The following is a 24,053-nucleotide window of genomic DNA, read 5'->3' as shown; positions in this document are numbered from 1 at the left end:
TGGGTAACTACAGCGATCAATAATTTCTTGATGCTTTATGGATAAATTGGTTCTGTTCAAGATGTCAGTTAACTGCTTGAGCATTGCGCGACCAGGTCATGCACTAGATTGAGTTCGTTTCTACAATCCTGCTCAGTCGGATAGCTCACCAGCGGCGCGCCTCGCAATCCTGGCGATTGTCTTTTTCCGCTTTTCCTGGATTGCAGTAAGCTTGCGGGCGGGTGCACGTCTCTCGTTAAAGGCCTGACGTTGCGCAAATTCTGCACATGGCACCTCTGAAGGCCAGTCACTGTCAACGCTTAGTAGCTGCAGACCCCGGGGAGCTTCTAGCGGCCAAAGGTTTGGGACAAAATCATCAACACCTCTAAGCTCCAAAGCCCTAGCGTAATTCTTGTAGCCCAATGCATTAGCAATCAAATCATGAGCGGCGGACAGCTTAATGCGCCCACCAGATGCCCTCATTAGTTTGGCCACTCTCTTTCCAATCGACTTTATGTTTCCGATTTTAAAGCCCGCCTCCATACTGCACTCAGTTATGATGTCGGAAATCTTTAGCCGGTTATATGTGTACTGCTCATCCTCCATCCATGTCTGACCATTCTGTTTCGCCAAAAATGCCAAGGCGTGGGCCCTCATGTCTTTGGAGGGTGATCTGACGGTCAATTGGCGCGCTGAATTTGTTTCATCTTCAAAGTTATTGGTCATTAGACTATCCTCAGTGTTCTGAAGTGACCGAAAGTGTTGCTTCAAAATTTTAGATTGTCAATCGTGTTGCTCAAATACTTAAAGCTTGCCGATTTAATTGAATATTGGAAATACGAATTTACTAAACCGGAATGTGGGCTTTCAAGCCAATTAACGTATTTAACAGTTAATTGATAAATAACGTGAGCAGTGTGTATTGACGTAGTTTTTTATACTTTCCGCTTTGATAGGGCTTGGCGCGACACTAGGCCGTGACACTGTCGGGAACTGCTGAATTAATACACGTGGATAGTCTGTAAACGATTGTTGCGCGCTTCCTTGGGACGATCGTGTTAGCCGCCCTGGAAATTTTGTCGCAGGTATCTATCGAGCGGATCAGGTCTTGGAATCATGATCGCCCTAGGCGCCGGTAAGGTCCGAGCATTGATCAAAAACCGTGAGCCCCACGAATTGTGCGACCTGTACGGCATTTTTGCTCCAACAAAGGTACAGGGAATGTCCGCCGATATCGTCAAACCGCCTCAGTTCGTTGATTTAAAAGGCTTTTAATGATGCCATTTCAAGCAACGCCCTAAACCTTCATGATCGATCGGGAAAGTCCGCTGATTTCGTTAAATGAATAAGCGCGCTGGAAAGTCCGGTGATTAAAGCGAAAAAAGCTAAAGCCCTCGATTTTATTGGTCTGCAGGGGACTTCATTCAAAATCGCGTTCGGGAATGTCCGCTGATTAAGGCAAATCTCCGTGCTTTCCGACGCAGCTTCAAGGCAGGGCCCATTCGGACGCGGCCACTGGCTAATAGCACCTGCCATCGCCCTATGAGGAGGCAAAAGGCTTGATTTGCGGGGCTTCCATGAGACTAGGGCCAGCTTGCCATCGCAAAGCAACCGGTTCTTACCAGGACGCCGGCGCCGGGAATGTCCGCTGATTTCGTCATAGAAAAGCAGCACCGGGAACGTCCGCTCAATCCGTTAAAAAAGCCCATTAGCCTTTGATTTCATTGAGTTTTAATCGAAGAAGACGCTAGAGATAAACGTGAACGAGTCCGCTCATTGACGACACCTCGAGAGAGCTGTTCCCGAAAGCCGTTAAGATAAAAAGCTATAAATATCAGTACGTTATCGAATGTGGCGAGGATCAAGGTGTCCGCTGATATCGTTAAAAAACGATGGCTCGTAGGGAACGTGAAAGACGATTAACGATATGAATCAATGGGTTAAGAAGAATGATAGGCCGTTTCCGGTGATTTCGCGATTGGAGCACAGAGTTTGGACGGCAGAAGCGTATTTTTCGAATCAGTGTCTTATGAGCCTCATGAACATTTCTAACATGGCATCTGGTTTAACATAATATACATTATGCGAATCGTGACATTCGAAGCCTGGGTGTCTTTCCTGCCGCTTTTCACCTGGTGACCAGGCTGGCCAAGTCGAATTTTGCGCATGCGAGAAAACGCCGTGACGAACATTACGATTCAAGTCGCCATGCTTCCTGACGCGCCGCATCATCCCATTCGTGGCCACGCTCGGACCAGCCATTGTCACTTTGCGGTGGGAATCCGTACGGCAATATCCTTGTTTCGCCGTGAAATCAAATATGGCATGCGGGTAATCGTTGATCAGCAGCGCAGCCTTGCTGTGATCAACCGACCAGCCGATCTTCACGCTGGAAGGTTTGTGTTTGTCTGAAACGTCCGCCACGTTGTAGATATGCAGCGCATCCTGAATCGGGTTGCCTTCAGCCGCTGTGTCTAGCGCGTAGAAATAGCCGGTATCTTCGTCGTCTTCGAATACGACAACATAAGTTCCTACCTCCGCAGGTGCTTCTGTGACTGAGCCTTGGCCTACATGCAGTTCAGATTCGGGACAGGTATATTGGCATCGGGTATTCCTTTACGGGTTGAATGTCTGGAGCATTCGATAATGCCAAGAGCCATTGGCGGATCGCAACGGCAAGATGCCGGCGGTTAACCTGCCCTACGCTACCGACAAATAACTGATAATTATAACTACACTAAATATCCATTTAGTTTAGTTATAGTGGAGGGGCGGTTATTGGACGATAGAATACGACGGCACCGCCTCTGTCCGCATCCACTGAGATCCGGATCCCTGATCCAGCAAAATTTCGTCGTAAAGGCTTTCAAGACGATATGGTAGCGCTCCCCTACTCTGCTCCATCAAATGATGCGCTAGAAGGCCCCGTTTGCTCTTATCCAGGCCGTTGAACAGTTTCAACCACAACGCTTACGTGTTTACATTGGTGGCTGTCGCTTTCGCCGAACCCACTGTCGCCTTATGTTTTATCGGTTGGATCAGAGATCGCCTCGGCGATGGTTGCAGATTCGCAAGGTAAATATTGTTTCGGGATAGAGGGTTCGACTGGGCGTCGTGTGAGGGCTAACTGGGATTTACTGCGAATCTTCTCTTCCCACTTGGCACGTTCCTGTGTGATGTTTTCGATCCGGACCTTCCTGTCTGTGGTTCTGAGTGTGATCAGTGCCGCAACCAATACCGATATGACAGCGGTTGATAGAATGTCTAAGAGGTCCATGTTTTTTCCGATAGCAGTTGGCGGAAAATGCTTTGCTTCGCTTGTCCTTGTTCAGCGAAGCAGAAAAAATCATTTCGATATTTGCAGGAGCGCTATTCTTGGTTTTTAATTCGCCTTAGTTGTGTAGGTGTCACGCCAAGTTTGGTGCGCAGTATGCGTGTTAAATGCGCCTGATCCGAAAAGCCGCAATGATATGCAATTTCTTTAATCGAAAGTGCTCCATTGTACAGCAGGCGCTTCGCTCGCTCGACGCGCTGCTCGGTGACAAATGTATGTGGTGAACAATGAAATGATTCGCTGAACTTCTTCGAGAATGTCCAGACTCCCAAGCCTACTGCGTCGGCCATTTCATCCAGGCGTATGGATTGTTCCAAATGGCTATCGATAAAGTCGAGCAAATGTTTTTTCTGCTGTTGAGATAGGCGGCCAGGCGTACAGGACTCTTTAAAGGTGACGCTGGCGTAATTTCGGAGAAGATGAATGGCTAACTGCATGCTCAAGGCCTCAACATACAATGATCCACCAATTCCACGACTTCTCACTTCGCTTGTAATTGCGCTGACAATAGATGCCAGAATCGAGTCTTGCGTGCGCAGCAGATCATGTAGGCGGACCTCTTCAATCGGCCGCTCCATCACATCCATGGCAACACGTGACATCAGCGCATTGGAAAGATAGAGGTGAGAAACATCAATGTCCTCGGTCCAGTTCCAATGGGAGTCCTGTGACATTGTAAGCAGGGAAATATCGCCCGGAGCGCAAGCGGTACGCGTCCACCCTTCGTCCACGCATCTATCCATCGGTGTATGGCCCAGGAAATAATAAACGATCATGAAATGATCCAGGGGTGGGATAAGGACGTCCTGACCTTTGTATCGATATGACCGCTGCTCTATATCTTTCCAACCGAGTTCTTCGCTTGAGCTGAGAACTACGCCTGGCACCCACTTGAGAAGTTCTTTTGGAGTAATGACTGTCGGCATACTTAAAGTCTCATTTGAGGGCCGTCACCCTTGCTCTTACTGCGCTCCTACGCAGAATTGAAAGCACCCAAGAGGTGGTCGGCTGGTATTGTTTTTATTAGTATATGCAGCATGTCGGGGATACTAGCATGGGATTCTCAGTGTCGAAAGAGATATCAATCGCCATGCGTCTTAAAGTTATTATAAGAAAACATGGCACCAATATGAAAAAGACATAAAAATACCAACTAACTCCCATGAGCAGATGGTTTCGATTTTTCCTGCCCAGGCAAAAAAACGGCCGCCTGTGGGTGGCCGTAAAGGGGCTGCGAGACGTAGTTCTCGCAGCGGAGCGACTTATATCAGGCCTTCACCATGTCTTCGATGACCTTCTTAGCGTCGCCGAACACCATCATGGTCTTGTCCAGGTAGAACAGTTCATTGTCCAGGCCGGCATAGCCGCTGGCCATCGAGCGTTTGTTGACGATGATGGTCTTGGCCTTGAACGCTTCGAGGATCGGCATGCCGGCAATCGGCGATTTCGGATCGTTCTTCGCGGCCGGGTTGACCACGTCGTTGGCGCCCAACACCAGGACCACGTCGGCCTGGCCGAACTCGGAGTTGATGTCTTCCATCTCGAACACCTGGTCGTAAGGCACTTCCGCCTCGGCCAGCAATACGTTCATGTGACCAGGCATGCGCCCTGCCACCGGGTGGATCGCGTACTTCACGGTCACGCCACGATGGGTCAGCTTCTCGGTCAGCTCTTTCAGCGCATGCTGGGCCCGCGCTACTGCCAAGCCGTAGCCCGGAACGATGATCACGGTGTCGGCGTTGGTCAGCAGGAAGGTCGCGTCGTCAGCCGAGCCGGATTTCACCGGACGGGCTTCCTTGGCGCCTGCCGGGCCGGCGTCGGCTGTGTTGCCGAAACCACCGAGCAACACATTAAAGAAGGAGCGGTTCATCGCCTTGCACATGATGTACGAGAGGATCGCACCGGACGAGCCCACCAGGGAGCCGGCAATGATCAGCATCGAGTTGTTCAGCGAGAAGCCGATACCCGCCGCCGCCCAGCCGGAGTAGCTGTTGAGCATCGACACCACCACCGGCATGTCGGCGCCACCGATCGGGATGATGATCAGCACGCCCATGACGAACGCCAGGGCCAGCATCAAGGCGAAGGCGCTGAGGTTGCCGGTCAGCATGAAGGTCACGCCCAGCGCCAGTGTGGCCAGGCCCAACAGCAGGTTCAGTTTGTGCTGGCCGGCGAACTGTACCGGTGCGCCCTGGAACAGGCGGAACTTGTACTTGCCGGACAGTTTGCCGAACGCGATCACCGAACCGGAGAACGTGATGGCACCGATGGCTGTGCCGAGGAACAGTTCCAGACGGTTACCCGCCGGAATCGAATCACCCAGGTGCTTGACGATGCCCAGGGACTGCGGCTCGACGACGGCGGCAATGGCGATGAACACCGCAGCCAGACCGATCATGCTGTGCATGAACGCGACCAGTTCCGGCATCTTGGTCATTTCAACGCGCTTGGCCATGATCGAGCCGGCGGTACCGCCGATCAGCAGGCCGACAATCACGTAACCAATGCCGGCTGTCGCCCCGCCTTGTCCAAAAGAGAGCGCACCCAGCTTATAGATGAGGCCGACGGTGGTGAGGATCGCCAGCGCCATGCCGAGCATGCCGAACAGGTTGCCGCGACGCGACGTGGTGGGGTGCGACAGGCCTTTGAGGGCCTGGATGAAGCAGATCGACGCGATCAGGTAGAGCGTCGTTACGAGGTTCATGCTCATTACTTCGGCGCCTCTTCTTTTACGGCTTTCGGGGCTTTTTTCTTGAACATCTCAAGCATGCGGCGGGTGACCAGGAAGCCACCGAACACGTTGACCGCGGCCAGCGCGACCGCGAGGGTGCCCATGGTCTTGCCCAGTGGCGTCACGGTCAAAGCCGCTGCCAGCATGGCGCCGACGATCACGATCGCCGAAATGGCGTTGGTCACGGCCATCAAAGGCGTGTGCAGCGCAGGTGTAACGTTCCAGACCACGTGATAACCGACATAAATCGCCAGCACGAAGATGATCAGGTTGTAGATACCGGGGGAGATAAGCTCTTCCATCGTCTGAATCCCTGCTTAGGCGTTTTTGCGGATGACTTGGCCGTCGCGGCACATCAGGCACGCGGCGACGATGTCGTCTTCGAGGTTGATCTCGAACTGGCCTTCCTTGGTGAAGACCAGTTTCAGGAAGTCCAGCAAGTTGCGGGCATACAGCGCCGACGCATCTGCCGCGACCGCGCCGGCGAGGTTGGTCGGGCCGACAATGGTCACGCCATTTTCGACGACCACCTGATCGGCCACGGTCAGCGGGCAGTTGCCGCCCTGGGCGGCGGCAAGGTCGATGACCACCGAGCCCGGCTTCATCTGCGCCACGGTTTCGGCGCTCAACAGCGTCGGCGCCTTGCGGCCCGGAATCAGTGCGGTGGTGATGACGATATCTGCCTGCTTGGCGCGTTCGTGCACGGCCACGGCCTGACGCTGCATCCAGCTGGCGGGCATGGGGCGCGCGTAACCGCCAACGCCGACGGCGCATTCACGCTCTTCGTCGGTCTCGTAGGGCACGTCGACGAACTTGGCGCCGAGGGATTCGATCTGCTCTTTTACCGCAGGGCGCACGTCAGACGCTTCGATCACGGCACCCAGACGTTTCGCCGTGGCGATCGCCTGCAACCCGGCCACGCCGGCGCCGAGAATCAGCACGCGCGCCGCTTTGACGGTACCTGCAGCGGTCATCAGCATCGGCATGAAGCGCGGATAGTAATGAGCGGCCAGCAGCACGGCTTTATAACCGGCAATGTTGGCTTGCGAGGACAGCACATCCAGGCTTTGGGCCCGGGAGGTGCGAGGCGCCGCTTCCAGGGCAAAGGCGGTCATGCCGCACTCGGCCATTTTGGCGATGGTTTCATTGCTGAACGGGTTGAGCATGCCCACCACAACGGTGCCGCGCTTGATCAGCGCCAGCTCGCTGTCGCTGGGTGCGACCACCTTGAGAATCAGCTCTGCACCAAACGCATCGTTGGCGCTGCCAATGGTTGCGCCTGCCGCTTCATAGGCACTGTCGACAACACTGGCCTTAATGCCGGCGCCGCTTTGTACAGTGACTCTATGGCCTTGGCCAACGAGTTTTTTCACCGTTTCCGGCGTAGCAGCCACACGGGTCTCTCCAGCGTGTGTTTCGCGAGTTATACCAATATGCACGGCGAATCTCTCTGGATAATAGCGTTAGAGCGGAGCGTATTGTGGAGTCCCTTCCAGACTTTCCCTGATCAAGAACGGTGTTGCTTAAAATACGTAAAGCAATCGAAGATTAAGGCGAGACTCTTCCTTGAAGCCATTATCGACTGAAATATCACGCCCCAATGTTGCAAGTAACTGTGCTTTGGGAGTAACGAAATAAGACCCACCCAACATTAATTTTTCTTGACCGCTTTCATCTTTCAAATCGGTTCCGTCAACTTCTCTCTCCCCTCCCCATAGTCGGGAGTAACCGACATGAATCGTCGCGCGTTCACTGAGCTTATACCTGGCAAATCCTTGCATCTGGTACTGTGGGCGCTGCTTCATTGTCAGATCGTCGGGGGAGTAACTATCGTTGTCACCGAAAAAAGTAACGTCAGCGACGAAATCCAGAATGACGCTGCTACCGATGCCGTGCATGTACCCACCCTGCAACACATACTTCCATCTGTTTTCGCCAATATTCAGCTCTTTATTCTTGCTGTAGTCTCCCAAAGGCAGAAACAGATATTGAGTGATGCCCAATGCGCGGTTTACCGAAGGGTCCTGATCGATCCAGATCGCATTGGCCAGAATGGGATCGCCCATTCCGCTTTCACTGCCCATGGCTTTTATATCGCCATCTGCCGCCAGGTGGCCAAAAGGCAAGAGAAGTTGGATATTCGTCAGGAGCCCTGCAAACTCCTGATAGCTGACCCCTCTCAGAATGGCGACGTCCGACTGAAGGTTATATTTGTCGCTTAAACGATTGCCACGCACGTAATAATCGTCGCGCTCTGCGTGCTGTAAATAGACAAGTCCAAGCTTTGTGCCATCTGGCATTGGCGTATAGTCGCCAGGATCGACATCCAATGCGTGACACACAATAGAAAGTTGAAGGCAGAAAACTAAAATCATCAACCGAAACGCATGGCGAATTCGGACGTTTATGTTGTTTTTTCTGAGGCTGTTAACGTTAGCGTCAGAACTCGGCTCGAGCGTATTTGGCACGCGCAAAAAATGTGCTGTTGTTATTTTCATCTTCAACCCTGTTTTTATAAAATTGTTCTGGGTTTGGCACAGGAGTCCTGTGCCATTTTTTATTGTTCTTGCAGGCGTGTTTCAATGCGTTGGGGATGACAGCAGCTCTGCCAGATGGGCGTCCAGTTGATTGAGCATTTCAGTATCGGTGCCAAACAGTCCGAGGTGACCATCGATTGAGCTCAAGGGTCTGAACTCGCTGTTCGGGATCATTTTCTGCTCCGACAGACAATCCTCCACGGTAAAGAACTGGTCATGCGAGATTGGCATTACATAGACTTTCGCTTTGATTCGACCCAGGGCCGTCGCAAGATCACCGCCCGTGTTTCGACTGACATCTCCCCGCTGCCATTTCCAGGCCATGGTCAGGAGGTTGTTAGGGTCCATTGCCGCAAAGTAGCTCGCCATGAAACTGTCGACGAATATCTTCATCGACTCGAAACCCAGCGCCTTATGTCGCTCGGCGCGGAAGAATTCGGTACTCCAGCCCATCAATGCCCACAGTTTCGCATGCCGCTTGAGTCCGGCCTCGACTGTCGAGGATAAGCTGTATAAGCCCGCCCGGAAGGCCGGATCGGTCGTTATCGCTTCAATGAGTATTTCGGTAAACAGGAAGTCATGCTCGCTATTGCGCGCTGTACCCGCTACCGCTGCGGCGCGTTTGACAAAGTCTGGATAGCGCACGGCCCATTCGTAGGTTTGCTGCGCCCCCATCGATCCCCCCACCACGAGTGCCAGGCTCTCGATCCCAAAGTACTCGGTCAGCAATGTGTGCTGGGCACTGACGTCATCGCCAATCCTGACATTCGGGAATCCAGGACCTGCCAGCGATCCGCCCGTGTTACTCGCAGAGCTGGAAAGGCCGTTACCGATCTGGTTGACAACAATGATGCAGTATTTCGAAGGGTCCAGCGCTCGCCCTTCGCCAATGTATATCTGCTCCATCGCCTTGCTCGTGCCGGAGTACCAGGTCGGAACAAGTATGGCGTTACTCTTGTCGGCGTTCAGGGTGCCATGTACTGCGACTGCCAGTCGGCAATCAGGAATACATGACCCTTCTTCAAGCTGGAGCGGCCCGATATTAATAAGTTCAAAAGGACCGTGATTTTCTTGGGAGTAATAGTTGTTCATTACAGGTTACCTCGTTTATCGAGCTGTCACGGCGAAATGGAGAGTCGTAGTGACAGCTGCAACTAGTGAGCAGTCATTCGACCTCAGGCCATTTCAAAGCCCGGGTAACCCTGTTCGGCGATTTCGTCGCAGCGGCGATGATAATTACCAACGCCGCCGATATAGGATACAAGTCGGCGCGGTTTTCCATCTACGTTGGAGCCCATGTACCAGGAGTCGGTTTTGACGACCAATGTCTTCGCCGCCGTCTCGTCGTGGTGCTGTACCCACTCGTCCTCGAACTCTTTGGAGGCTTCCACGACTTGTTTGCCGTGCCGGGCGGCAAACTCAATACATCCGGTGATCCAGTCCACCTGCTGCTGCAGGCAGGTGGTCATGTTGCAAAGTGCAGCCGACGGTGCCAACGGTGCACCTGTTGTGAACAGGTTGGGGTAGCCGTGGATCTGCAGTCCCATCGATGTGCGGATTTCTTGTTTCCACTGCTCCCTCAGTGACCGGCTGTCGCGACCTCGAATATCGATCCGGCTGAGTGCGCCGGAGCCGGCATCAAAGCCCACGGCCAGCACGATGATGTCTACCTCGTGAATCTTTCCATCGGCGGTCTGGATTCCCTCCGGCACGATGCGCTCGATCGGTGACTGCTTGCAGTCAACCGCCTCGACGTTGGGTTGCAGATAGACTTCAAGGTACTTGTTTTCGAGCGGCACGCGATGGGTGCCGAAGCCATAGTCGGTGGGGATCAGCAGGTTGCAAAGATCCGGCTTCGACTGGAGACGCTCACGCATCTTGATACGCACGAACTCCGACACGACTTCGTTGACCTGCTCGTCAAAGAACATCTCGGGAAAAGAAGCCAGCCACATGGCTAACGAGCCATCTTCCCAGAGTTGTTCAAGCACGGCTTGTCGCTCTTCGGGGGACTTCTCGGCCCAGGGGCCGGCGTCGAAGTCGTAGTCGAAACCTGCAAAAGTTTCTCGCACGCGTTTCTTGAGTTGATGGAATTGTGTGCCCCACTTTTCCCAGTCTTCTTTACTGTATTTGGGGTTCCTCATCGGAATCACATACTGCGGGGTGCGCACGAAGACCTTCATTGATCCCACTGACGGGGCGATGGTCTGAATCACCTGAATACCCGTGGCGCCAGTGCCCACCACCGCCACACGCTTGCCCTTGAAGTCCACGGGGTCTTTTGGCCACAGGCCGGTGTGATAGATCTGGCCTTTGAAGTCGGTTTGGCCGGGGAAGCGGTCGGACAGTGGAGCGGACAGCATGCCGCAGCAGGAAATCAGGTATTGCGTATTGATCGTTTCACCCGCCTCGGTTGTCACAATCCAGCGACCGCTCTCCTCGCAGAAGTGAGCGGAAGCGATACGGGTGTTGAACTGGATATCTTTCTTGAGGTCCAGCCGATCGGCGACGAAGTTCAGCCACTCCTCTGTTTCGGGCTGCGCGGGGAATCGCTCGGTTGGCTGCCAGGATTTGTAGAGTTCTTCGGAGAACCAGTACTGATAAATTTCAGCCTGAGAGTCAAAGCGCGCACCGGGGTAACGATTCCAATACCATGTGCCGCCAACTCCGGAAGCCGTATCGTAGGAACGGACCGTCAAGCCCATCTCACGAAGTCGATACAACTGATAGAGGCCAGCAACCCCAGCACCAATCACCATTGCGTCCAGGTATGTGACTTTACCGTCGCCGGTAAACGCAGAGGTGAGTTTAGATTGAGCACTCATTTTGAAACCTCATATTGTTATGTTTATATTCGCCTTTACTGACTTGCTGCCAGGCAATGGTTAAGGCGCGGATAAACGTTAACAATGAAGGCGAGTGTCACTCTTGAAGGAAATGGTGAATAGCTTGAAGAATCCAGTGCAGTGACAGACGGTATTACCCACAGAATTGATGGGAGAACGCCGCGAACGATGAGCGGGTTCATCGTCGCTTTGCTCTTTTCCCAGGCGTGATCGGCCTCGTGATGCCCCCTCCCCCTGTATTTTTCGCTAGACAAGATAAGTGCGTTTGTCTCTACGTCTGCACTATTTGAACGGACTTTTCCGATAGCAACGAAGTTCGCGCCTACACGATATCGTTTACCCCGCTTCTGACGATTATCTTGCGATAGCCCGTTTCGTCAGAATCGAGGGTTCTACGCGTGAAGCACTGATCCGTTCCACCAGGTATTGCGCATCTTTCGCCACGCCGGAAAAACGCCCCGACCCCCAGGTGTACAACCATGGCAATCCGAGGAAATACAGGCCAGGCTGCGCCGTGACCCCGCGTTGGTGTCCCGGGTGGCCACGGCCATTGAAGACGGGAGCCTCGACCCAGGTAAAGTCCGGACTGAAGCCGATGCACCAGATGATGCTGGTGATGCCTGCCTCCTCAAGGTCCAGTTCGCTGCGCTCTTGTTCGGGTGACCAGCTTGGCTCGTAGCGTTCACCGGGCGGCGCGTCGATCGTGTGTTCCTCGATGTACTTGTCGATCGATCCATTGATGCGGTTGTACACCGCATCGGCGCTGTCCAGGCTCTCTTCCAGGTTAGGGGCGAATTGCATGCGCGTACCCTGCAACCCTTCAAGACGACCGAACAATTCCATGCCCTCCAGGGCGAATTTACGCAGGTCGATATCGCGCCCGCCGTCGCGTCCCGTGACGTAATGGTTGGTGTTGTCGCGCACGCCCTCACGCAGCGGATGGGTGTCGACGCCGATCTCGTAGTAGCCCATTTCCGCCAGCCAGTCGACCACGTCCTTGCCTCGATAGAAACGCGCGCAACGCGGTGCGTCACCGACCGCAAGAAAGACTTTGCGTCCTGCCAGATGCAGGTCCTCGGCAATCTGTGCCCCCGACTGCCCGGAGCCGACCACCAGTACGTTGCCGGCAGGCAATGCTCCAGGGTTACGGTATTGCTCCGAATGCAGTTGATGAACACCGGCCGGCAAACGCTCGGCCAGGCGCGGAATGATCGGCGTGTGGTAGCCGCCGGACGCGACAATCACCTGGTCCGCCGTGAACTCTCCGTTCGAGGTATGCACCTCGAAACCACCCAGTGTGCGCGGGATCACACGCTGCACGGTAACGCCCTCCTGAACCGGCGCGTTCACTGATTTGACGAAGCCAGCCAGGTATTGGTTTATCTCGTCCTTTTTCATGAAACCGTGAGGGTCGGCGCCCTTGAAATCATCGACGTAGGTATAGCCCGGCAAGGCGCATTGCCAGTTAGGCGTGACCAGACTGAAAGCGTCCCAACGCTGATTGCGCCAGGTATGGGTCACGCTGTGCTTTTCCAGCACCAGATGGTCGATCCCTTCCTGTTGCAGGTAATGGCTGGCGGACAACCCGGCCTGGCCGCCGCCAACGATGATCACACTGTAGTGTGGGGTTTTGATTGAAGTGAGATGGCTGGTCATAACGTTGCTCCTGTCATGGGTGACGATAAGCATCAAGGGGAAATTCAATGAATCAGAACGAGCTCCAGCCTGCGCCGATCACCTGACCGGCGCCTTCGGTCCGCATGCTGAGAATGTTCACCTGCCCTTCTGCGTGGGCAGGCGCTTGAAGATAACTGGCCTGTCCCTTCAATGAGCTCAAGGTGTCCATGGCCGAACTGCAATAGAACCCCTTGACCTCCTTCACCCGCTCCGACGCGTTGTTCAAGGCCTTTTCTATGCGCTGTAGAAATTCCGGCAACGGGTAGCTGGCGCCCTCTTCCAGGTATTGGAAAATCACGGTCGAGGGTGAATAGCCAGTGGTTTCGCGCCCATTGGGCCAGCGGATTCTGAAATTGACGGCGGGCATGTCAGTGCTCCTGTTTCAGGTTTAAAGGGGTGAGGTCGAGATGGGGGTAACGGAATCCGGTAAAGGCCTGCTTACGAAGATTCCAGAATTCACCACGCTGTTGTCCGTGCCGGACGGTCAATGCGCCGCTTGAGTTCACCTGACCGATACGCTCGCAGTGAATCCCTTCGAATGCGAAGGCTGTCTGGACTTGCGGCCAGTCACGCTCGTCGAGCGTCATCAGGAAGCCATAGCTGGGAAACACCTGGAGCCAGCGTGTGAGGTCGGCATCCGGCGGACACGGCAGTGCAGCCAGATCGATGGTTGCGCCGCAGCCGGTGGTTTCCAGCAGCATCAACAGGCTGCCGAGAATCCCGGCGTTGCTGATGTCTTTGGCGGCGAGCAACAGTCGGGCATCGGCAAGGCGCGGCAATACGTGGAGCTTGCTGCGCAGACGCTCGGCCGGTACGCCTTCGAAGGCTTTCCAATAGGTGCTGTCGGCGTGCCATGCGCCTTCAAGGTCCACCGCCATGGCGATGACCTGGCCTGACGCGACATGCAGGGTCGACAACAGGTTTTTCGCAATGCCAGTGATCGCCACGGCCAGCGCGGTGGGATTGTTCGTGTCGAGGCTGGTGTGCCCGCCAGCCAACAGCAAGCCGTAGGCTTCACAGGCTGCACGAATGCCCGCCAGAATCTGCTGCGCGGCGTCGTTGTCGTGATGCCAGTAGGCGTTGACCACCGCCGTGGCACGACCACCCATGGCAGTAATGTCACTGACATTGGCCATGACCGCTGACCATCCTGCAAACCACGGCGTAGCCGCGACAAAGGCCGGCAACATGCCTTCGATGGCCAGCAGCTGAAAATGATCGCCACAGGCAATCGCCGCTGTGTCGTCGCCAGGCAAGGCGTAAAGCTGCTCGCGGGTCAGCGCTTGTGTTGCGCGACCCACCACGGCGGCAGGCTGCTGGATCGCCTGTTTGGAGCGCATGGCCGGGGTGGTCCGCAAGGTGTCGATCAGCGCGGCCAGATCAAGAGCGTCAGTCATGGCGAGCCACCTTCAGCGCACGCAATGAGACCTGGCGCGGCATCAGCGGGTAGCTCGGCAAATCCGCTTGCATCAAGCAATGGGGCTGGCCAAGCAGCTCCAGGTGTTCGAGGGTTTGCCAGCGCAGGCCATGGAAATAGACTTCGTTTTGCGCCTGCACCGTAGCGCGAAACACCTCGCAGCCCAGTTCCTTGGCCCGCGACACGGCTTCGTTGACCAACGCCTTGCCGATCATGCTGTGGCGCCGATACGCCGCCGCCACGCACAGACGCCCACCAAACCACAGGCCCGGCTCCGGCTGGTAGATGCGCACCGCGCCCACCACCTGATCGGCGATCCCGCAATTGCCGGCCAGGGCGACAATGGCAATCGCCTGAAAATCATGGCTGTCCTTGTCCTGCACCAGCAGTTGTTGTTCATCGGAAAACACCGAGCGACGCAGGGCGAAATAGGCTTGTTTTTCCCAGTGTTCGCTGGCGGGCTTGACCCATAACTCGCCCGCGCGGAACGGCTCGAAGGTACTGTCGACCAGGGCAAAGGCGGCATTCGACATGGTGATTCTCCGGCTTATTCGTAGCTTTTCAGGGCCGAGCACGCGCCGCATTTGGCGCAACCGGCGTTGATCTGATCGGAGTGCAATCCGTGGCGGCGCAAGCTGGCGCCGATCTGTGGATAGAGCCGGGCCATCATCGCGCTCTCCGGTTTTGGGTGATGGGCCAATGGCGTGCCGTCGATGGGCACGAACGGCACCACGAACGGATACACACCCAACGCGCATAAACGTTCGCTCATCTCGCTGATGGCGGCTTCGCTGTCGCCCAGGCCGGCCAGGATGTAGGTGCTGACCTGGCCCCGGCCAAAGACTTCGACCGCTGCACTGAAGGCTTCGAAATAGCGGCTCAGAGGCACTTCGGCCTTGCCCGGCATGATCCGGTGGCGCACTTCATCGGTGACGGCTTCCAGATGCATACCCAGTGACACCACCCCGCTGTCGGCCAGGCGCCGGAACCAGCGATCATCGTCCGGCGGCTCGCATTGCGCCTGAATCGGCAGATCGACAGCGGCTGTAACGGCGGCGGCCGATTCACACAAAATCGCCGCGCCACGGTCCGGTGTTTGCGGCGTACCGGTGGTCATCACCATGTGCTTGACGCCATCGAGTTCCACCGCGGCTTTGGCCACTTCCGCCAGTTGCTGCGGGCGTTTGCGGGCAATGGTTTTGCCCGCCGCCAGCGACTGGCCGATGGCGCAGAACTGGCAGGAACTGCCGCGATCATTGAAGCGAATGCAATGCTGCAACACCGTGGTCGCGAGCACATCGCTGCTGTGCAGCGTGGCGATTTTCCAATAGGGAATGCCATCGGCGGTGCTCAAACCGTAGAACTTCGGCACGCCGGGCATTTGCACCTGCCCCACCGGCAAGCCTTCGCGGAAGATCAGCGCCTGACTGCCATCGGCGTTGGGCTGCGCCTGGTAGGGCGAATCCTGTGAAGCCTGGTTGAGGATCGGCACCATCATGGTCCGACTGCCAAAACTCAGTGCCTTGTGGTCCGACGGCCCTGCGCCGCCTTGTCGGGACAAACCGTTTTGTGCTGCAGGCCAACGCACGCCATGGCATTGCAACTCGGCCAGCAATTCATTGACTTGCATGATCGAACTCCTCGGTGGCCAGCGCCGCGAAGTGCGCACCGCGCTCATGGACATGGGCCGTCGGCGTGCGGTCGATCAACAGGCTGAGCAGTTCCGGACGGCTGTAATGCCCGACCGAATCCATCATGCGTTTGCGCTTGTCGATCAGGGCCAGATCCAGATCGGCAATGACCACGCCTTCGCCGCCACGCAGCGGCTCGCCGAGCAATTTGCCTTCGGGCGACACGATGGCCGTGAAGCAGCCACCGGAGATCGGGCCGAGCCCACAACCGGTGTCCTGCATGATCTGGCCCTGCTGATCGGCATCCAGCCACGCGGTGGCATTGACCACGAAGCACCCGGACTCCAGGGCGTGATGGCGAATGGTGACTTCGATCTGCTCGGCGAAAATGTCGCCCACCAGCGAGCCCGGAAACATCGCCGCGTGGATCTGCTCGCCGTCCGCCATCAAGGCGTATCGGGCCAGCGGGTTGTAATGCTCCCAGCATGCCAGCGAACCGATGCGCCCCACGGCGCTGTCGATGGCGCGCAGGCCGGAACCATCACCCTGCCCCCAGACCATGCGCTCGTGGTAGGTCGGGGTGATTTTGCGCCGATGCTGAATCAGGCTGCCGTCGGCATCGAAGAGTAACTGCGCGTTGTAGATCGTGCCGCCGTCGCGCTCATTGACGCCGATGGAAACCACCATCCCTGCTTGCTTGCAGGCCTCGCCAATGGCCAGGGTCGCGGCGGACGGCACCGTGACCGATTGATCGAGCAATTTGAGGTGTTGTGCGCCCATGGCGAACGCCGGCTGCACAAACGAAAAGTACGGGTAGTACGGCACCACCGTCTCCGGCAACACGGCGAACTGCACGCCTTGTCGACCGAGGGCGATGATCTGTTGGCAGACCTTGTCCACGGTGCCTTCGCGGCTGTAAAGCACTGGGCTGATCTGAACGGCGGCTGCGCGAATGATGGCCATGATGGGGTCCTGAAGTCAGTAGTGTTCGGAAGATCGACGCGGTGCTGCGGGATCGAGCAAGCTCGCTCCCGCAACTGTGTGCTCGGTCAGGCGGTCCAGGTATCGATGATCATCGCGCCTTCACGGCGCATCAGCAGGCGCAGGTCCATGACGTCCAGCGGGTTGATCGGGCGGATGCCTTCGATCAGGGCTTTTTCGGTCTGGCCGTACAGCGCTTGCAGGGCGAAGCGGCAGGCGTAAACCTCACCGCCCTCCTCCATGAACTGCATCAACTGCTTGTTCACGGCCAGGTGGCCGGGAAATGCTTCGGCGCCCAAGGTTGGGAAACCGCGTTGCACGCCCAACTGCACGCCGGGTCCATACAGCAGGATTTTGGTTTCGAAGCCTTTGCGCAGCAGGCGCTTGGCCTGAAGCATATTGACCAGGCCAATGGAGCCCTCGAAAGCGATGGTGTGAAACGTAATCAGGACTTTCTCACCAGGCTCGGCTTTGATGTCCTCGAAGACTTTTTCTTCGTAATTGACCAGGAAGTCGCCGTCTTTGTAATGGGGGATGTCCACGCTTGGCATAGTGTCGCTCTCCAGTTTTCTTCGTGCTTTGACGTCAGCCTGTATTGGCTGCCGGGTTGCAGGAGATAGAGCGAACGCCGTGCCAGAAAAATAAAGTCTTTTTCGTGACGACTTAACCAATTGATTTTTATGCAAATACTGAACTGATCCGGTGTTTGATTTCGCATCTGATGCTTTCGCCGAACCACGCATTCCCGTAGAAATACGATTATTCGTAGTGGCAAAACACGAGATTTCGTAGTCATGACTGAAGCAGACTCTCTCAGCGGCTGGGCCGACCTGGCGTATTCGTCACGGCATATGGTGTTTGAACATTGCGCCGAAGCGATCGCGCTGCTCAATCCATTTTCCGACCGGTTGGGCGACCTGAACATCGCCGCCTGCAAGTTGCTCGGCTATCCCCGCCAGGAACTGCTGGAACTACCGGTGAGCAAGCTGTTCGGGCATCAGCTGGCGGACCTGATCGTCTTTACCCAGGCAGTGATGGACAAAGGCCGCGCCTGGACCGATGAACTCAGTTGCAACTGCAAAAGCGGCGAACGCATCGAACTGGAAATCTGCGCCACCACCCTGCAAATCAAGGGCGTACAACACCTCATTTTGGTGCTGCGTGAACACAGTCAGGAAAAGTACCAGCGCGACCAGGCCCACACCGAACGCACCATGCGCGGCGGGCTGATCGAGTGGCGCAACATCCTTAACCTGTTCCAGGAAAACGAACGCGACAACCAACTGCTGCTCAGTTCCGTGGGCGACGGCATCTACAGCATCAACAGCGAGGGACTGGCCACCTTCGTCAACCCGGCCTGTGCGCGGATGCTGGGTTGGGAAACCCAGGACATGATCGGCAAGAACATCCACCGCATTCACCACCACACCCATGCCGATGGCAGTCATTACCCGGTCGAACAGTGCCCGATCTATAAGGCGGTGCACGACGGTGTGATTCACGAGGGTCGCCAGGAAGTGTTCTGGCGCCGGGATGGCAGTTCGTTTCCGGTGGAATTCACCAGTACTCCGGTGATTTCCGAGGGCCGTATCGTCGGTGCGGTGGTGGTGTTCCGCGACATCACCGAGCGACGCAGCACGGAAAACCAGCTGCAAAGTGCCCTGGATGAACTCAAGGTACTCAAGGAGCGTCTCGAAGAGCAGAACGCCTACTTGCAGGAAGAGATTCACATCGAGCACAACTTCCGCGAGATCGTCGGCCAGAGTGAGCCAATCAAGAAAATCATCCGGCAGATCGACGTGGTCGCCCCGACCGATGCCAGCGTGTTGATCAACGGTGAATCGGGAACGGGCAAGGAGCTGATTGCCCGCGCCATCCACCAGGCCAGTCGCCGCAATGCCCATCCGCTGATTCGGGTCAATTGCGCGGCGATCCCTGCGGAATTGTTCGAGAGCGAGTTTTTCGGGCACATCCGGGGCGCGTTTACCGGGGCGGTGCGTGATCGCGTCGGGCGTTTTGAGCTGGCTGACGGAGGCACGCTGTTCCTTGACGAAATCGGCGAAATTCCCCTGGAGCTGCAAAGCAAACTGCTGCGAGTGTTGCAGGAAGGTCAGTTCGAGCGCGTCGGCGAAGAACGCACGCGCAAGGTCGATGTCAGGATCATTGCCGCGACCAACCGCGACCTGCGCCAGGAAGTCGAGGCCAAGCACTTTCGCGAAGACCTGTACTTTCGCCTGAACGTATTCCCGATCAAGTCGCCACCCTTGCGCGATCGATCGATGGACATCGGCGCCCTGGCCGCACACTTCCTCAAGCAGACCGGCAAACGCCTGAACATGCCCGGCAGGCGATTGCGCAACAGCGACATCGAACGCCTGCAACGCTACTCATGGCCAGGCAATATTCGCGAGTTGCAAAACGTCATCGAGCGCGCGTTGATCACCTCGATCGGCGCGGACCTGAACCTGGATTTGCCCGACGAACCTAAAGCCAGCCTCAACGTTCCCCCACAACCTTCCCCCTCGTCCGTGATCATGACTGACGCCCAGATTCGCGAGCTTGAACGCAACAACATGCAGGCAGCACTGAAGGCCGCCGATGGAAAGCTGTTCGGCAAGGGCGGTGCGGCTGAACGGCTGGGGCTCAAGCCCACGACACTGGCATCGAGGTTCAAGCGGCTGGAAATCAAAGTGGGCGATTGATCATCGCCGCCCTGCGGGGCGTCACGATGGAGATCTACCCTGCCTGAACCGTCTAGGGCAATGTCGCACAGGCCGGGTAGTCAAACGCACAGCTCATGCTCAGGGGGCGAGGATTTCCTGCAGAAACTCAATGAACACATTGATGCGACTGGAACCACGATGATTGGGCAGGTACAGCGCATTGATGCTAGTGCTCGCACTGCCTGGGTTGACCTCGTACTGCTCCAGCACACGCGTCAGGCGACCTGCGCTGACATCGTCACGCACCAGCCAGTCGGCCAATAGCGTCACCCCGCCCCCGGCCAACGCCGCCTCGCGCAAAATGTCGGCGTTGTTGCTTTGCAGCCTTCCCTGCACATTCAAACGAATGATTTCCTCATCACCCTGGAACGTCCAATTGTGGTGGCCGGTGCGGTAATCAAAACGCAGGCACTGGTGCTCCAGCAAATCATGGGGGTGTCGGGGCAGTCCGGTACGCGTCAGGTAATCGGGGCTCGCCACTACCCAGCGCTGGAAATCGCCCAGGCGCTTGCTGACGATGTCTTCACTGACCACCGATGAACCCAGGCGCACGGACACATCTATTTGCTCGCTGAGCAGGTCACTGACCTCGTCGCTCAGCGCGAGGCTGATCTCCAGGCCAGGATGACGATCCAGCAGTCGCCCCAGATGCGGCGCGATGATGCGTCGGCCGAACTCCACCGGGACGCTGGCCCGTAAGCGTCCTTGCGCTTCGCTGCCACGGTCGGCCACGACGGCATCGGCCTCCTCGATGGCCTCCAGGATCGCCACGGCTTTATCGAAATAGTGCTGCCCCGCCACCGTGACGCTCGTGTTGCGCGTGGTGCGATTGAGCAAGCTGGCGCCCAGCTCACTCTCCAGCCCCGCGACCTGCCGGGTCACAGACGAAGTGGAGATGCCAAGCTTGCGCGCCGCTGACGAATACCCCCCACAGCGTACGGTTTCGACAAACATTTTGAGCGCCAGCAACTTATCCATAAGCGGAGTCCAGGATCGAGAAGGAAAGGTAACGACTGTGCATGACCAGGCGTTTCACGTCTTGCATGGCTGTGCTCAATCAGTGGTGGATTAAACCCGATACGAGCCGCTGAATCAGGATGGCGTGATGCCCATGATCCGGTTGCCCATGTTCACTCCCCAGTCCCTCATGCGCTTGCCTTCTGCAAGTTGCTGTCGTTGCCAGGTCTGCAGGGCTTTGTCGAGATCGCCACTGTCGTCGATGGCCTGTGCCAGGAACAGTGCATTGCGGGCCGCCTTGGCCGTGCTTGCGGCGGTATGGGGCCGCGGTACAAAAGCGGCATCGCCGGTCAACAGCACACGTCCGAACACCATTTGTGGAACGTCGAGATCAAGGATCGCCTGGACAAAAATGTCCTGGGTCTGGCGAATCAGTTCACGAAAAGCCGGGTTTGCATGCCGCTCGCCCATTTCCCGCAGGTAAGCCTCCTGCTCCGCAGCCAAAGCCCCCGGTGGAATGGAGTGGCTCCGCCGCTGGCCGTCGCGATCAGTGAGCACGGCGTCCAGTTCCGGCCCTTGCGCAGCTTTCAAATACCATAGCCAGTTGAACCGACGCTCGCCAGGCTCAACGGAGCCGTTCAAGCCTGGCACCATGTATTCGAGCATCAGCGATCCAGGGTCCTGTTGAAAGACAAAGTCCTCGTAAAGCTGCGTCTTGGCGAAGTCTGCAAGTCGGTCTTCATCCACAAGCCCACGCCAAACCACATAGCCCGAATAGCCAGGTTGCGCCCCGGGCAACACCCTGCTCCGCACGGATGAACCCGCCCCATCGGCCCCCACCAGCAGGTCTGCCTCGGCACGACTGCCATCGGCGAACATCGCCGTCACCCGGTGCTCGTCCTGAGCCAGATCCACCAGCGTCTTGCCACGGTGATAATGCTCGGCGGGAAAGGCGGAAAACAATGCGTTGTACACGGTGTTCCAGGACGTCTGTGTTTGCGGCATCGGTTCTTTATGCAAGACGCTACCGGCTCGATCCAGATACAGACGATCATGGGACCGGACACCCAACGCATGGGTATGTTGGATGCCGGCATAGCGAAAATGCTGCAGGACGTCCGCTTGCAGAACGATGCCACCGCCACGGCTATCCATTGCCGCGGGGGAGCGCTCGAAAATATCGACGTGCCAGCCAATCGCCCGCAACGCCGTGGCGGCAAACAGACCGCCCAGTGAACCACCGATGACCAGGGCCTTCGGACTATCCGGACTCTTCATGACCTTTCTCCTTGCGAAGTGGTGATTGCCGAACCAACCGGTTTTGAGCTGCGTTATGCCAGCGCCGGATAGTCGATGTAGCCCTTGGCGTCGCCGCCAAAAAAGCTGTTGCCGTCCGCCGGGTTGAGTTCGGTCCTCCCGCGCAGGCGAGCCGGCAAGTCGGGGTTGGCAATGAACGGGCGACCGAAAGCGATGAGGTCGGCACGCCCCTGCGCGATGGCCTGTTCAGCGGTCTCTGCGGTGTAACCACCCGCCAGCATCAGAACGCCGTGGAAGTCAGCACGCAGCTGTTTGATGATGGCGTCCCAGCGTGGATCATTACTTTCATCGAGCACCGTGCCGACCATCATCGGTTCCACCAGGTGCAGGTAGGCGAGATTCCATTGATTGAGCCGGGAAGCAATGTAGCCGAAGGTCTGTTCCGGGGTGTCATCGCCCATTCCCATGAATCGCCCCATCGGTGTCAGGCGCACGGCAACGCGTTCGGCCCCGACTTCTTCGGTCACCGCTTGAACCACTTCGAGCAGCAGCCGTGCACGGTTTTCAATACTTCCACCGTAGCGATCGCTGCGCTGATTGCTGGCGCTGTTGATGAATTGGTCCAGCAGGTAGCCATTGCCCGCGTGGATTTCCACGCCGTCCATACCGGCCAGAAGCGCATTGCGCGCGGCCTTGCGGAAATCGGAAACGATCGCTTCGATCCCCGGGATGTCCAGTTCCTGAGGGACAGGTACATCACCCCACACCCCCTCGCCCTGCTCATTGAGGATGAAGGTCTTGCCGGGGACCGGCTGCGCGGTCGGCGCGACCGGCAAGCCGCCGTTCGGTTGAAATACGGGGTGTGACACCCTCCCCACATGCCAGAGCTGCAGGAAAATGCGCCCGCCTTCCGCATGCACGGCGTCGCTGACCGCTTTCCAGCCGTGAATCTGCGCGTCGCTATGGATGCCCGGCGTCCAGGCGTAACCCTGACCCTGCTGCGAAATCTGAGTGGCCTCGGTGATGATCAACGCGGCACTGGCGCGCTGGCGGTAGTACTCGACGTTCATCGATGTCGGCACGTTGCCGGGCTGCCCCGCCCGCGAGCGAGTCAGAGGGGCCATGGCGACGCGGTGATCGAGGTTGAGTTGACCGAGTTTGATTGGGCTGAACAAGTGATGGGACATGATGATTTCCTGTAGGGATCGGGGTTGGACAAGCGGCTCAAGCGGCCTGGTTTCGTTTCAGTATCTGGATCATGATTTCGCTGGGTTGTGCGCCACTGATCACGTCATCCGCGATCTCGATGGTCGGTACCGAACGCACACCGGACGCCTTGCTTTGCGCTTCGAGCTTCAAGACTTCAGCCGTGCCTTCATCGGTGTTGAGAAAGTCGACAATGGCCTTGCGGTCCAGTCCTGTTTCGCCAGCGATATCGGCCAACACATTGAGGTCGCCGATATCCCGCCCCTCGCCGAAGTACGCCTTGAAAATGGCCTTGACCAGGCATGAAGCGTCTTTACCCGCCTGTTGCTCGCGCCATACCAAGCGATGCGCGGCCAGGGTGTTGGGGGTGGTTTCGACGCGCTCATAATGGAACCCGAGGCCGACGGCCTTGCCGGCGTGGGTGACCTGCGCGTCCATGGCCTGGCTGCGCGCCCAACTGCCGAATTTGCCAGAGCGATAGGCCTTGCGATCCATGCCTCGAACAGGCATGTCCGGGTTCAATTGGTAAGGCAGGAAACTGATTTGACGGTCAGTTGAAAAACCTGACGCGGCCAGTGCGCGTTCAAGATTCACCTCACCGATCCAGCACCATGGGCAGATGAAGTCGTAAGTCACTTGAATGGTGGTTGAGTGCAAACTCATGACGGCCTCCGTGGTTGAATGTTTTCACCCCCCCAAGGTAAGCGTCCGGCACCCGCCGGAGTATCCACCTGCCGCGCAACGTTGCTTTTCGCAAAACGCAACGCTGAGGTGATC

Annotated in this window: 23 protein-coding genes; 2 read left to right on the top strand and 21 right to left on the bottom strand. The window is 56.8% G+C overall.

The features are described 5' to 3' along the window. Positions 1-132: 132 nt before the first annotated feature. Positions 133-705, bottom strand: coding sequence for a hypothetical protein (locus ACX3YF_RS24280; RefSeq protein WP_458974459.1), 573 nt, complete (start codon positions 703-705; stop codon positions 133-135). A gap of 390 nt (positions 706-1,095) precedes the next feature. Here ACX3YF_RS24280 and ACX3YF_RS24275 point away from each other — a divergent pair, with 390 nt between their 5' ends. Next, entirely contained in the window at positions 1,096-1,254 is a 159-nt protein-coding gene (locus ACX3YF_RS24275; protein WP_458974458.1) for a hypothetical protein, read from the top strand. A 744-nt stretch (positions 1,255-1,998) separates the two neighbouring features. Here ACX3YF_RS24275 and ACX3YF_RS24270 read toward each other — a convergent pair. The 16 genes from ACX3YF_RS24270 to ACX3YF_RS24195 form a co-directional block, all read right to left on the bottom strand. Further along, a complete protein-coding gene (locus tag ACX3YF_RS24270) occupies positions 1,999-2,556 on the bottom strand; it encodes a DUF2251 domain-containing protein (protein ID WP_458946290.1) in 558 nt (185 codons plus the stop codon). A 442-nt stretch (positions 2,557-2,998) separates the two neighbouring features. Further along, positions 2,999-3,256 (bottom strand): hypothetical protein, encoded by a 258-nt coding sequence (locus ACX3YF_RS24265; protein ID WP_448646555.1) that lies wholly within the window; start codon positions 3,254-3,256, stop codon positions 2,999-3,001. 92 nt (positions 3,257-3,348) lie between these two features. Next, on the bottom strand, positions 3,349-4,239 hold the full coding sequence (locus ACX3YF_RS24260) for a helix-turn-helix domain-containing protein (protein ID WP_448646556.1): 891 nt from the start codon (positions 4,237-4,239) through the stop codon (positions 3,349-3,351). A gap of 341 nt (positions 4,240-4,580) precedes the next feature. Continuing rightward, complete coding sequence (locus ACX3YF_RS24255; RefSeq protein ID WP_458974457.1) at positions 4,581-6,023, bottom strand: NAD(P)(+) transhydrogenase (Re/Si-specific) subunit beta; 1,443 nt, start codon at positions 6,021-6,023, stop codon at positions 4,581-4,583. Further along, positions 6,023-6,346, bottom strand: coding sequence for an NAD(P) transhydrogenase subunit alpha part 2 (locus ACX3YF_RS24250; RefSeq protein WP_003187010.1), 324 nt, complete (start codon positions 6,344-6,346; stop codon positions 6,023-6,025). The genes ACX3YF_RS24255 and ACX3YF_RS24250 overlap by 1 nt, the downstream gene beginning before the upstream one ends. Before the next feature lie 15 nt (positions 6,347-6,361). After that, on the bottom strand, positions 6,362-7,483 hold the full coding sequence (locus ACX3YF_RS24245; protein ID WP_458974456.1) for a Re/Si-specific NAD(P)(+) transhydrogenase subunit alpha: 1,122 nt from the start codon (positions 7,481-7,483) through the stop codon (positions 6,362-6,364). Positions 7,484-7,567: 84 nt separating this feature from the next. Continuing rightward, positions 7,568-8,542, bottom strand: coding sequence for a transporter (locus tag ACX3YF_RS24240; RefSeq protein ID WP_458974455.1), 975 nt, complete (start codon positions 8,540-8,542; stop codon positions 7,568-7,570). A gap of 81 nt (positions 8,543-8,623) precedes the next feature. Next, the gene (locus ACX3YF_RS24235; protein WP_448646560.1) at positions 8,624-9,673 is read right to left on the bottom strand and encodes an alpha/beta fold hydrolase; all 1,050 of its coding nucleotides are present in this window, start codon (positions 9,671-9,673) and stop codon (positions 8,624-8,626) included. Positions 9,674-9,756: 83 nt separating this feature from the next. Beyond that, positions 9,757-11,406 (bottom strand): flavin-containing monooxygenase, encoded by a 1,650-nt coding sequence (locus ACX3YF_RS24230; RefSeq protein WP_288098528.1) that lies wholly within the window; start codon positions 11,404-11,406, stop codon positions 9,757-9,759. Between the two features lie 375 nt (positions 11,407-11,781). Beyond that, positions 11,782-13,083, bottom strand: coding sequence for an MSMEG_0569 family flavin-dependent oxidoreductase (locus ACX3YF_RS24225; RefSeq protein WP_458974454.1), 1,302 nt, complete (start codon positions 13,081-13,083; stop codon positions 11,782-11,784). Between the two features lie 52 nt (positions 13,084-13,135). Further along, positions 13,136-13,471, bottom strand: coding sequence for an MSMEG_0570 family nitrogen starvation response protein (locus ACX3YF_RS24220; protein ID WP_130210933.1), 336 nt, complete (start codon positions 13,469-13,471; stop codon positions 13,136-13,138). Between the two features lies 1 nt (position 13,472). Beyond that, the gene (locus ACX3YF_RS24215) at positions 13,473-14,501 is read right to left on the bottom strand and encodes a sll0787 family AIR synthase-like protein (protein WP_458974453.1); all 1,029 of its coding nucleotides are present in this window, start codon (positions 14,499-14,501) and stop codon (positions 13,473-13,475) included. After that, on the bottom strand, positions 14,494-15,054 hold the full coding sequence (locus tag ACX3YF_RS24210; protein ID WP_130210931.1) for an MSMEG_0567/Sll0786 family nitrogen starvation N-acetyltransferase: 561 nt from the start codon (positions 15,052-15,054) through the stop codon (positions 14,494-14,496). The genes ACX3YF_RS24215 and ACX3YF_RS24210 overlap by 8 nt, the downstream gene beginning before the upstream one ends. 14 nt (positions 15,055-15,068) lie before the next feature. After that, positions 15,069-16,151, bottom strand: coding sequence for an MSMEG_0568 family radical SAM protein (locus tag ACX3YF_RS24205; RefSeq protein ID WP_448646563.1), 1,083 nt, complete (start codon positions 16,149-16,151; stop codon positions 15,069-15,071). After that, positions 16,138-17,115, bottom strand: a complete 978-nt coding sequence (locus tag ACX3YF_RS24200; RefSeq protein ID WP_458974452.1) for a Nit6803 family nitrilase — start codon at positions 17,113-17,115, stop codon at positions 16,138-16,140. The genes ACX3YF_RS24205 and ACX3YF_RS24200 overlap by 14 nt, the downstream gene beginning before the upstream one ends. A gap of 86 nt (positions 17,116-17,201) precedes the next feature. Further along, positions 17,202-17,684, bottom strand: a complete 483-nt coding sequence (locus tag ACX3YF_RS24195; RefSeq protein ID WP_047529177.1) for an MSMEG_0572/Sll0783 family nitrogen starvation response protein — start codon at positions 17,682-17,684, stop codon at positions 17,202-17,204. A gap of 243 nt (positions 17,685-17,927) precedes the next feature. On the opposite strand from ACX3YF_RS24195, the gene ACX3YF_RS24190 reads away from it, so the two are divergent. Next, a complete protein-coding gene (locus ACX3YF_RS24190; RefSeq protein WP_196585930.1) occupies positions 17,928-19,835 on the top strand; it encodes a sigma 54-interacting transcriptional regulator in 1,908 nt (635 codons plus the stop codon). Between the two features lie 99 nt (positions 19,836-19,934). Here the strand turns inward: ACX3YF_RS24190 and ACX3YF_RS24185 are convergent, their stop codons facing one another. The 4 genes from ACX3YF_RS24185 to ACX3YF_RS24170 form a co-directional block, all read right to left on the bottom strand. Continuing rightward, a complete protein-coding gene (locus tag ACX3YF_RS24185) occupies positions 19,935-20,834 on the bottom strand; it encodes a LysR family transcriptional regulator (RefSeq protein ID WP_130210927.1) in 900 nt (299 codons plus the stop codon). A gap of 114 nt (positions 20,835-20,948) precedes the next feature. Then, entirely contained in the window at positions 20,949-22,091 is a 1,143-nt protein-coding gene (locus ACX3YF_RS24180; RefSeq protein WP_458974451.1) for an FAD binding domain-containing protein, read from the bottom strand. A 53-nt stretch (positions 22,092-22,144) separates the two neighbouring features. Continuing rightward, a complete protein-coding gene (locus tag ACX3YF_RS24175; RefSeq protein ID WP_196585931.1) occupies positions 22,145-23,257 on the bottom strand; it encodes an alkene reductase in 1,113 nt (370 codons plus the stop codon). A gap of 37 nt (positions 23,258-23,294) precedes the next feature. Beyond that, a complete protein-coding gene (locus tag ACX3YF_RS24170) occupies positions 23,295-23,939 on the bottom strand; it encodes a DsbA family oxidoreductase (protein WP_196585932.1) in 645 nt (214 codons plus the stop codon). Positions 23,940-24,053 lie beyond the last annotated feature (114 nt).

Source organism: Pseudomonas fluorescens group sp. PF-69, from assembly GCF_054481235.1.
This window is presented reverse-complemented; position numbering and strand designations above follow the sequence as displayed.

Bases quoted from the DNA above. Each gene is read 5' to 3' on its own strand.
- ACX3YF_RS24280 (WP_458974459.1), bottom strand. From the start codon at position 705: ATGACCAATAACTTTGAAGATGAAACAAATTCAGCGCGCCAATTGACC.
- ACX3YF_RS24275 (WP_458974458.1), top strand. From the start codon at position 1,096: ATGATCGCCCTAGGCGCCGGTAAGGTCCGAGCATTGATCAAAAACCGT.
- ACX3YF_RS24265 (WP_448646555.1), bottom strand. From the start codon at position 3,256: ATGGACCTCTTAGACATTCTATCAACCGCTGTCATATCGGTATTGGTT.
- ACX3YF_RS24260 (WP_448646556.1), bottom strand. From the start codon at position 4,239: ATGCCGACAGTCATTACTCCAAAAGAACTTCTCAAGTGGGTGCCAGGC.
- ACX3YF_RS24255 (WP_458974457.1), bottom strand. From the start codon at position 6,023: ATGAGCATGAACCTCGTAACGACGCTCTACCTGATCGCGTCGATCTGC.
- ACX3YF_RS24250 (WP_003187010.1), bottom strand. From the start codon at position 6,346: ATGGAAGAGCTTATCTCCCCCGGTATCTACAACCTGATCATCTTCGTG.
- ACX3YF_RS24240 (WP_458974455.1), bottom strand. From the start codon at position 8,542: ATGAAAATAACAACAGCACATTTTTTGCGCGTGCCAAATACGCTCGAG.
- ACX3YF_RS24235 (WP_448646560.1), bottom strand. From the start codon at position 9,673: ATGAACAACTATTACTCCCAAGAAAATCACGGTCCTTTTGAACTTATT.
- ACX3YF_RS24230 (WP_288098528.1), bottom strand. From the start codon at position 11,406: ATGAGTGCTCAATCTAAACTCACCTCTGCGTTTACCGGCGACGGTAAA.
- ACX3YF_RS24225 (WP_458974454.1), bottom strand. From the start codon at position 13,083: ATGACCAGCCATCTCACTTCAATCAAAACCCCACACTACAGTGTGATC.
- ACX3YF_RS24220 (WP_130210933.1), bottom strand. From the start codon at position 13,471: ATGCCCGCCGTCAATTTCAGAATCCGCTGGCCCAATGGGCGCGAAACC.
- ACX3YF_RS24215 (WP_458974453.1), bottom strand. From the start codon at position 14,501: ATGACTGACGCTCTTGATCTGGCCGCGCTGATCGACACCTTGCGGACC.
- ACX3YF_RS24210 (WP_130210931.1), bottom strand. From the start codon at position 15,054: ATGTCGAATGCCGCCTTTGCCCTGGTCGACAGTACCTTCGAGCCGTTC.
- ACX3YF_RS24205 (WP_448646563.1), bottom strand. From the start codon at position 16,151: ATGCAAGTCAATGAATTGCTGGCCGAGTTGCAATGCCATGGCGTGCGT.
- ACX3YF_RS24200 (WP_458974452.1), bottom strand. From the start codon at position 17,115: ATGGCCATCATTCGCGCAGCCGCCGTTCAGATCAGCCCAGTGCTTTAC.
- ACX3YF_RS24195 (WP_047529177.1), bottom strand. From the start codon at position 17,684: ATGCCAAGCGTGGACATCCCCCATTACAAAGACGGCGACTTCCTGGTC.
- ACX3YF_RS24190 (WP_196585930.1), top strand. From the start codon at position 17,928: ATGACTGAAGCAGACTCTCTCAGCGGCTGGGCCGACCTGGCGTATTCG.
- ACX3YF_RS24185 (WP_130210927.1), bottom strand. From the start codon at position 20,834: ATGGATAAGTTGCTGGCGCTCAAAATGTTTGTCGAAACCGTACGCTGT.
- ACX3YF_RS24180 (WP_458974451.1), bottom strand. From the start codon at position 22,091: ATGAAGAGTCCGGATAGTCCGAAGGCCCTGGTCATCGGTGGTTCACTG.
- ACX3YF_RS24175 (WP_196585931.1), bottom strand. From the start codon at position 23,257: ATGTCCCATCACTTGTTCAGCCCAATCAAACTCGGTCAACTCAACCTC.
- ACX3YF_RS24170 (WP_196585932.1), bottom strand. From the start codon at position 23,939: ATGAGTTTGCACTCAACCACCATTCAAGTGACTTACGACTTCATCTGC.